Origin of the sequence: Deinococcus puniceus, from assembly GCF_001644565.1 — a bacterium.
In the GTDB taxonomy this organism is placed as follows: Bacteria; Deinococcota; Deinococci; order Deinococcales; family Deinococcaceae; genus Deinococcus; species Deinococcus puniceus.
Genome location: NZ_CP011387.1, coordinates 2,509,235 through 2,517,500, shown reverse-complemented (window position 1 = coordinate 2,517,500; position 8,266 = coordinate 2,509,235). Strand labels below are relative to the sequence as shown.

General features: G+C 64.5%; 7 protein-coding genes (1 of these 7 only partly in view). 4 read left to right on the top strand and 3 right to left on the bottom strand.

Annotated elements, in window-relative coordinates; genetic code table 11:
* Nucleotides 1-130: the end of a HelD family protein gene (locus tag SU48_RS11625; protein ID WP_082869758.1), read on the top strand. Its footprint begins 2,087 nt before the window's first position; only the last 130 of its 2,217 coding nucleotides appear in the window; its start codon lies beyond the left edge, outside the window; its stop codon occupies nucleotides 128-130.
* Between the two features lie 106 nt (nucleotides 131-236).
* On the opposite strand, the gene SU48_RS11620 is transcribed toward SU48_RS11625, so the two are convergent.
* Both SU48_RS11620 and moaA read right to left on the bottom strand, forming a co-directional pair.
* Nucleotides 237-929, bottom strand: a complete 693-nt coding sequence (locus SU48_RS11620; RefSeq protein ID WP_064015384.1) for a GntR family transcriptional regulator — start codon at nucleotides 927-929, stop codon at nucleotides 237-239.
* Nucleotides 930-1,098: 169 nt separating this feature from the next.
* Nucleotides 1,099-2,127, bottom strand: coding sequence for a GTP 3',8-cyclase MoaA (gene moaA / locus SU48_RS11615; RefSeq protein ID WP_064015383.1), 1,029 nt, complete (start codon nucleotides 2,125-2,127; stop codon nucleotides 1,099-1,101).
* Between the two features lie 163 nt (nucleotides 2,128-2,290).
* Here moaA and acs point away from each other — a divergent pair, with 163 nt between their 5' ends.
* Nucleotides 2,291-4,228: an acetate--CoA ligase gene (acs, locus tag SU48_RS11610; protein ID WP_064015382.1), complete on the top strand. Its 1,938-nt coding sequence runs from the start codon at nucleotides 2,291-2,293 to the stop codon at nucleotides 4,226-4,228.
* Between the two features lie 75 nt (nucleotides 4,229-4,303).
* Here the strand turns inward: acs and SU48_RS11605 are convergent, their stop codons facing one another.
* Complete coding sequence (locus SU48_RS11605) at nucleotides 4,304-5,488, bottom strand: aminotransferase class I/II-fold pyridoxal phosphate-dependent enzyme (RefSeq protein ID WP_064015381.1); 1,185 nt, start codon at nucleotides 5,486-5,488, stop codon at nucleotides 4,304-4,306.
* A gap of 392 nt (nucleotides 5,489-5,880) precedes the next feature.
* Here SU48_RS11605 and nagA point away from each other — a divergent pair, with 392 nt between their 5' ends.
* Together nagA and SU48_RS11595 are read left to right on the top strand one after the other, a co-directional pair.
* On the top strand, nucleotides 5,881-7,032 hold the full coding sequence (nagA, locus tag SU48_RS11600; protein WP_064015380.1) for an N-acetylglucosamine-6-phosphate deacetylase: 1,152 nt from the start codon (nucleotides 5,881-5,883) through the stop codon (nucleotides 7,030-7,032).
* Entirely contained in the window at nucleotides 7,029-8,078 is a 1,050-nt protein-coding gene (locus tag SU48_RS11595; RefSeq protein WP_064015379.1) for an SIS domain-containing protein, read from the top strand. The genes nagA and SU48_RS11595 overlap by 4 nt, the downstream gene beginning before the upstream one ends.
* Nucleotides 8,079-8,266 lie beyond the last annotated feature (188 nt).

Genomic DNA, 8,266 nt, shown 5'->3' with positions numbered 1-8,266 from the left:
CAACGCCGACGCCGACACCTACGACGAATCGACGGAGTACGAGCGGCGATTGCTGTATGTGAGCGCCAGCCGCGCCCTGCACTGGTTGGGCGTGGTGAGCGCGGGGGAATTGCATCCGTTGGTGGGGTAGGGGAGAAGTCTAAGGGTTTAGAGTCGAAGGGTCTGAGAAAGGCCACTTAACGACGATAGTGGGAGCCTCAGCCTAGGCCGAAGCTCCCACACCCTCTGCCCAGCGTTTAGGGTTCGAAGCTGTCTTGGAAGGCGTAGCGGTCTCCGCGCACCCAGTAGTTGACATACGACACGCGCTTGGGGCCGCTGTAGGTGGTACGGCGCAGCAAGAAAGCTGCCGTGCCCAGCGAGACCCGCAACAGGTCGGCTTCTTCCTGCCGCAGATTCACGGCTTCCAGATTCTGTTCGACGCGGGCCAGCGGGACACCCATGCTGACCATCGTTTCGTGGATGCTCTCGGCGCTGAGGTTGTGTTCCAGCAACTTGGGCACGATGGCCGCGTTGATATAGCGCTTTTCGATGACCAAGGCTTCATCACCAGCGGTGCGGAGGCGGTGGACGAAGATCACGGGGTCGCCGGGCTGAATTTGCAGCACGATGGCGATTTCGGGCGTGGCCTCGATCTGCATGGCCCGCAGAACGGTGGTGCGGTGATCGGGGTGGCGTGCCCACTCCTTGAAGGGGCGAATACGGAACATGCCCTGCCGAAAGCGTTTGCCGGTGGGGAAGGTGCCCGCGCCCTGCACGCGGTACACGTACCCTTCGCGTTCCAGTTCATCTATGGCGCGGCGGGCGGTCATCCGCGAGACTTCAAATTCGCGGGCAAGTTGCGGTTCGCTGGGGAGCGGTAGCCCTTCTGGGTAGTGGCCCCCGAGGAGCCGATCTTTCAGTGTGCTTTTGATGAGCGGGTACTTCGCCATGCATCCCCTTCAGGCTCGAACTTGGTGTTCCTGTTGAGCCTCTGGTCGCTTATCTTAGAGTTTGTGTCAGGAGTACACAAGGTTGTCTGACCTGTGACTGGTATGGTAACAAAAATAAGGGGCAACTTCAGGATACATGAAAGTCGAATTTTTCACGTCGTGTACGTTCTTACCCGCCGATGTGCGACATTTCGATTTTCTGGCGTGTCGTCACCTCACCGCGCTCCTCACTGTACCGATCCCGTCTGACCCGCCAGACACCTGCAATTTGTGCCCGCACTTCCTCCTCTGTGGCTCCGGCCCGGAGCGGCGCACGCAAATCGGTGCCGGTTCCCGCAAACAGGCAGGTGTACAACATGCCCACCGCCGAGAGGCGCGCCCGCGAGCAATCGCCGCAGAAGGGGGCCGTGACCGAGGAAATCAGACCGACTTCGTGCCCCTGTGCGCCTCGGTGCCGCGCTGCCACTTCGCCCCGGTAATTGGCCTGCGCGGGCGCAAATTCGCTGCCCAGCCCGTCTTCGCTTAGGCGGGCCAGTACCTCGCGGGAGGGCACCACCGCCGCCATGTTCCAGCCGTTGTGGTTGCCCACATCCATAAATTCGATGAAGCGCACCACCGCTTTATCCCGCAGGGCCAGCCACAAGTCGCGCAGGCCCGCATCGTTCACGCCGCGCTGCACCACTGTGTTCACCTTCACGCCCAGTCCGGCTTGCAGGGCCGCCTCTATGCCGTCCAGCACGCGATCTGGGTGCGTTCCTAACCCGTTCATGCGCCCAAAAATGTCGGGGTCAAGGCTGTCTATGCTCACGGTCACGCGCTGCAAGCCTGCGGCCTTGAGGGGAGCCGCCAAGCGGGGCAGCAGCAGGCCATTGGTGGTCAGAGCGATGTCCTGCACGCCTTCTAAACGGGTCAGGCGGGCCACCAGTTCCGGCAGATCACGCCTGAGCAACGGCTCACCACCGGTCAGCCGCAGTTTTTGCACCCCCAGCGCCACAAATGCCGCCGCCAACCGCTCTATTTCTTCGAAGGTCAGCAGTTCGCTGCGGGGCAAGAAGGCATAGTCCGGCCCGAAGACCTCGGCGGGCATGCAGTACGTGCAGCGCAGGTTGCAGCGGTCGGTCACGCTGATTCGCAGGTCGCGCAGGGGCCGCCCGAAAGCATCGGCCAGAGAGGATGTGGGCAGCGGAGGCGGGCGCATTCTCCCCAAGATACGCGCCGCAGAGCCGGGGCAGCGGGGGGCAGGCGGCAATTGGGGTGCTGTGTCTGTTTGCCGCCTCGCCACTTTTGGGCGTTACACTCCGGTCAACCACAATCCATCTCGTCGCCGTTCCCGCTCTTGCTTCTTCTGTGGAGACCCTCTGATGACCGATCAAATTGACAACGTGCTGCACGAAACCCGCGTCTTCGCCCCCAGCGCCGAGTTTGCGGCCACCGCCAGCCTGACTGCCGCCGAATACCAGACCCGCTACGAGCGTAGTTTGCAAGACCCGGACGGTTTTTGGGGCGAAGTGGCGGGCGAGCTGAGCTGGATGAAGCCTTGGGAACGTGTGCTGGACTGGCAGGAGCCGCACGCCCAGTGGTTCGTGGGCGGTCAGACCAATATTGCCTTCAATGCGCTTGACCGCCATGTGGCGCAGGGCTTAGGCAACAAGCGGGCGCTGATCTGGGAAGGGGAAGACGGCGAAGTCCGAACCCTCACCTACAGCGAACTCTTGGGCGAGGTGAAGCGGTCCGCCAACGCCCTGACCGCGCTGGGCGTGGTGGCCGGAGACCGTGTGACGCTGTATCTGCCCCTGATTCCCGAAGCGGCGATTGCCATGCTGGCCTGCGCCCGAATCGGCGCGGTGCATTCGGTGGTGTTCGGGGGCTTCAGCGTGGGCGCGTTGTCTGACCGGATCAACGACGCCCAGAGCAAACTCCTGATTACTGCCGACGCGGGTTATCGGCGCGGCCAGCCCGTGAACCTGAAGGCCAATGCCGACGAAGCCGCCGCCCGCACGCCTACGCTAGAGCATGTGCTGGTGGTGCGCCGCGCCGGAACGCCCGTGACCATGCAGGCAGGCCGTGACCTGTGGTGGCATGAGGCGCTTGCCGAGGCAGAGGCCGAACACGAAGCCGCCGCGCTGGACGCCGAACACCCCCTGTTCGTGCTGTATACCTCGGGCAGTACGGGCAAGCCCAAAGGCGTGCTGCACACGACGGGCGGCTATATGGTGGGCACCTACCTGACCACCAAAACGGTCTTTGACTTGAAGCCCGACGACGTGTTCTGGTGTACCGCCGACATCGGCTGGGTCACGGGCCACAGCTACACCGTGTACGGCCCACTGCTGAACGGGGCCACTGTGCTGATGTACGAGGGCGCACCCAACCATCCCGACTGGGGACGCTTCTGGCAGATTATTCAGAAGCATGGCGTGACGATTCTGTACACCGCGCCGACTGCCATTCGCGCCTTTATGCGGCAGGGCGACGCGATTCCGGCAGCCTATGACCTCAGCAGCCTGCGCTTACTGGGATCGGTGGGCGAGCCGATTAATCCCGAAGCGTGGATGTGGTACCGCCGCGCCATCGGGGGGGATCGCTGCCCCGTGATCGATACGTGGTGGCAAACGGAAACCGGGGCCATCATGCTGACCACGCTGCCGGGGGCGCATCCGGCCAAACCGGGCACGGCGGGCCTGCCTATGTACGGCATAGACGCGGCCATCGTGAACCGGGAAGGCGAAGAACTTGGCCCCGACGAGGGCGGCCTGTTGGTGATCCGAAAACCTTGGCCCTCCATGCTCCGCACCGTGTACGGCGACGATGAGCGCTACCGTAAAGCCTACTGGGGCGAAATTCCGCACGTGTACTTTGCCGGAGACGGCGCACGAAAAGACGCCGACGGCTACATCACGGTGATGGGCCGCGTAGACGACGTGCTGAGCGTCTCGGGCCACAGGTTAGGCACGATGGAAATTGAAAGCGCACTGGTGGCCCATCCCAGCGTGGCTGAAGCGGCGGTGGTGGGCAAACCCGACGACCTGAAGGGAGAATGCGTGGTGGCCTTCGTGCTGCCGCAAGCAGGCCAAACCGTAGACCCGGTGGCCCTGCGAGCTTACGTGGTGTCTCAAATCGGCGCACTGGCCCGCCCCGACGCTATCTACATTGCCGACGCCCTGCCCAAAACCCGCAGCGGCAAAATTATGCGGCGGTTCTTGCGTCAAATTGCAGCGGGGCGGGCCATAGAGGGCGATACGAGTACGCTGGAAGATCCGGGGGTGCTGGAACGGCTGGCGGCGACGGCGGGGGTGTAGGGCATGTCATTTGGGGGGGAGGTCAGTCCATACACATCTTGGACTGGCCTCCCCCCTGCTGCTGATTGCTTCCCTTCAGGAGTGAGTCTGGTTGAGCACGGGGGCCGGGGCTGTTAGCTCAACTTCGCCCAACCGCCCCGCCGCTTCCACCAGCACCCCCGGCGGCTGCACCAGTGCAAAACGCACAAAGCCTTCTCCGCCCGGCCCGAAGGCTCGCCCCGGACTGAGGGCCACCCCTGTCGTTTCGGCCACGCGCACGGCGTAGGCCACGCTGTCGGTAAGTCCGGGCACCCGCGCCCAGAGGTACATGCTGGCCTGCGGCGTCTGCACCCCCCAACCCATTTCACGCAAGGCGGGCAAGAGGGCGTCGCGGCGTTCCTGAAAGACTTTGGCTCCCTCGCGGCCCAAATGATCGGGCAGGCCCAGCGCCACAGTCGCCGCCCGCTGAATGCCCAGATACGGGTGGAAATCGACCGCACCTTTCACTCGGCCTAGCGCGGCAATAGCCCCGGCATCGCCCGCCGCGAAGCCCACCCGGAAGCCGCCCATATGGTGCGTCTTGCTCAGCGAATGCAGTTCTACGATTCCGTCTGGGCCCGCTTCCAGCGCACTCGGCGCGTGGTAGTCGCCGAAGGTCAGTTCGGCATACGGGTGATCGTGAATCAGGAGCGTGCCCCGTGCCCGGCACCATGCGGCAGCCTCGGCAAAAAAGGCAGCGTCGGCCACCGCCGAAGTCGGGTTGTTGGGGTAATTCAGCAGCAATACGCGGGGGCGCAGATCGGCGGGCAGGCTCTCCAGATCGGGCAGAAAGCCGCGTTCTGGCAGCAGCGGCAGTGGAATTACATTTAGCCCCGCCACCGCCGCCGCGCCCAAATACGGCGGGTAGCAGGGGTCGGGCAGCAGCAATGTATCGCCGGGGTCGGTGACGGCCAACAGCAGGTGCGCCAGCCCCTCCTGAGCGCCGATGAGGGGCAAGACTTCGCGCTCGGCGTCTATCTGCACGCCAAATCGCCGCCCCAAGTACGCCGCCGCCGCTTCCCGCAGGGGCCGCGTATCCGAAAACAGGGGGTAGCGGTAGGAGCTGGGGTCGTGCGTGGCGTCGCGCAGGGCATCCAGCGCCTGCACAGGTGGGGCGAGGTCGCTGGAGCCGATGCTCAGATCAATGACATTCAGGCCCGCCGCCCGCGCCCGCCCAAGTGCCGCATCCATCAGGGAAAATACGCTGGTCGGCACGCCCTGTGCCCGCTGAGAAGCCCACATGGCCGCAGCCTAGAGCATTTGGTGCGGCGTGTTTTGGTGGGGGCGGGGGGCGTCTAAGGAACGGCAATCGCTGGCGCTCACTCACCCCCTCCCAGCCTCCCCCCTCAAGGGTGAGGAGCTAACACCAAGTTTCCAGCCCGTGCCTTCAGCCCTCGCCCCTTGTGGGACTCGCAGAGCTGCGCCAGCAGAGAGGGGCGCTGTGAAACGGCAGAGTGAGGGGAGTAGGCAACGCGAATGCCCTTGACCTTCCTTAGACCCTAGACCCTTAGACTCCCCCCGTACTGAAAATAATTTACCACTCTCCCTCACATTGACAGAAATTATTTTCAGGCAGTACGCTGAGGCCAAAGCTTCTGCTGTTCCCCGTCCTCCATCCAGCCCAAGGAGCGCCCATGACTGCCCGCCCCACTCAGACCTTACGTGGTCACATCCTGCACCCAGACGGCGAATTCCGGCTCGGGAGCCTCAGCTTTGGCCCACAGATTTCGGGGCTGACTACTGAAGCTGCCCCTGCTGACCTGCTGATCTTGCCCGGATTTATAGACACCCACATTCACGGCGGCGCAGGCGGCGACACGATGGACGGCCCCGCTGGAATACAGAAATTGGCCCGGTTGCACGCGCAGCACGGCACGACGACGCTGCTGCCCACCACCATCACCCACCGTTGGCCCGAAGTCTTGGCCGCTCTGCGCGGCGTGCGCGAGGTCATGGATTCGGGCGGCGTAACAGGCGGCGCAGACATTGTGGGGGCGCACCTCGAAGGCCCGTTTATCAGTCCGGGGCGGCTGGGGGCGCAACCGCCGCACGCCGTCTTGCCTCAGCCTGACCTGACTGCCGAACTGCTGGCCCTAGACGTGATCCGCGCCGTCACGCTGGCCCCCGAACTGCCCGGAGCGTTGGACTTGGCCCGTGCGTTGGCTGGACAGGGCGTCCGCATCGGCATAGGGCACACCCGCGCCGACGCCGACACCGTTTCTGCCTTTCTGCACACGCTGCACGAGTTGGGCGCACGCACTTGTGCCACGCACCTGTACAACGCGATGGGCGGGATAGAAGGCCGTACACCCGGCCCGGCGGGGGCGCTGCTGGCCGACCCACACGCCTTCCTAGAGGTCATTCTGGACGGCGTACATGTGCATCCCACCGCCTTCTTGCTGGCCCGCGCTGCCGCACCGGGCCGCGTGCTTCTCATCACCGACGCGATGCGGGCTGCTGGATTGGGCGATGGCCCCAGCGAGCTGGGCGGCCAACCCGTGACTGTGCAGGACGGCAAAGCCACGCTCTCAGACGGCACGATTGCCGGAAGTGTGCTGACGCTGGACGTGGCCCTCAGAAACGCAGTGCGGTTGGGCCTGCCCTTGCCCGAAGTGAGCCGCATGCTGAGCGCCGTGCCCGCCGCCTCGCTTGGCCTGACCGACAGGGGAGAGCTGCGCGTGGGCCTGCGGGCCGATTTGACGGTGTTGGATGCCGATTTGAACGTGAAGGCCGTGTACGTGGGCGGCCAGGCCATTCCTCTTCAACCCACCGAGGCCCACGCATGAGCACCCCAACCAACAGCACCCCAACCAACCCCCTGATGCTGCAAGAAGCCCGCCAAGCGCCCGCCGTGATTGCCCGCCAATTGGCCGAAAATGCTGAGGCCGCCGCACGGTTGGCCGAAGCCTTGCGCCACCGCCGCCCGCCGTATGCCGTCACGGTGGCGCGGGGCAGCAGTGACCATGCCTGCACTTTCCTGAAATACGCGCTAGAGACGCAGTTGGCGCTGCCAGTGGCGAGCCTCGGCCCCAGCGTGCATACCCTCTACGGCACGCGGCTGGACTTGCGCGGCGCGTTGGTCATCGCGGTGTCTCAAAGTGGGGCCAGCCCGGATGTCCTGGAAAACGTGCGGATGGCGCGTGAAGGTGGGGCGCTGACGGTGGCCCTCGTGAACGTGGAAGACAGCGATTTGGCCGGCGCCGCCGAATTTGTGCTGCCCCTGAAATGCGGTGAAGAGCGGGCGGTGGCGGCCACCAAAAGCTACCTTGCCAGCCTCACCGCCTTTCTGCCCGTGCTGGCTGCCCTGACCGAAGGCGACGAGCTAAACACCGCCCTGCACACCCTGCCTGCCGCCCTGACGCACACGCTGGAGCTGGAGGGGGCCGCCAGTGAATTGGCCGAGCGCTACCGCTTTGCCGACAACTTGCTGGTGCTGGCGCGGGGGCTGCATTTCGGCATCGCCCAAGAAGCGGCACTGAAACTGAAAGAAACGTCAGGCATTCACGCCGAAGCCTACTCTGCCGCCGAGTTCAGTCACGGCCCCAAGCGCCTACTGGCCGAAGGTGTCCCGCTGCTGGGGTTCGCGCCCGCTGACGCCGCCCAAAGTGCGACGGCTGCCGCTTACGCCGATCTGCTGGCCGCTGGAGCCGACCTCCGAACCATCGGCCCAGCGCTGGGCAGCACCCTGACCACCCCGCAGACCGGGCACGCCCTCACCGATCCGGTGGCGAGTGCGCTGGCCTTTTACCTGTACGCCGCACACTTGGCTCTGCACCGGGGCTTAAATCCAGACGCGCCCCCGCTGCTGAGCAAAGTGACGAAAACGCGCTGAAGTTGTGAGGCCTTGCTGACCCATCTCACACAGACCGCTTGAGCTGGTTGTGACGCGCTGGCGACACTTCACTCTCAAAGAGCGTTGGGCTCGCATTGGGCATAGCAGATCAGACAGTAGGTTTTAGAAACAGGATCTCGGAAGCCCGCCAAAAGCAAAAACCCCCGCACGTGGCGGGGGAATTCTTC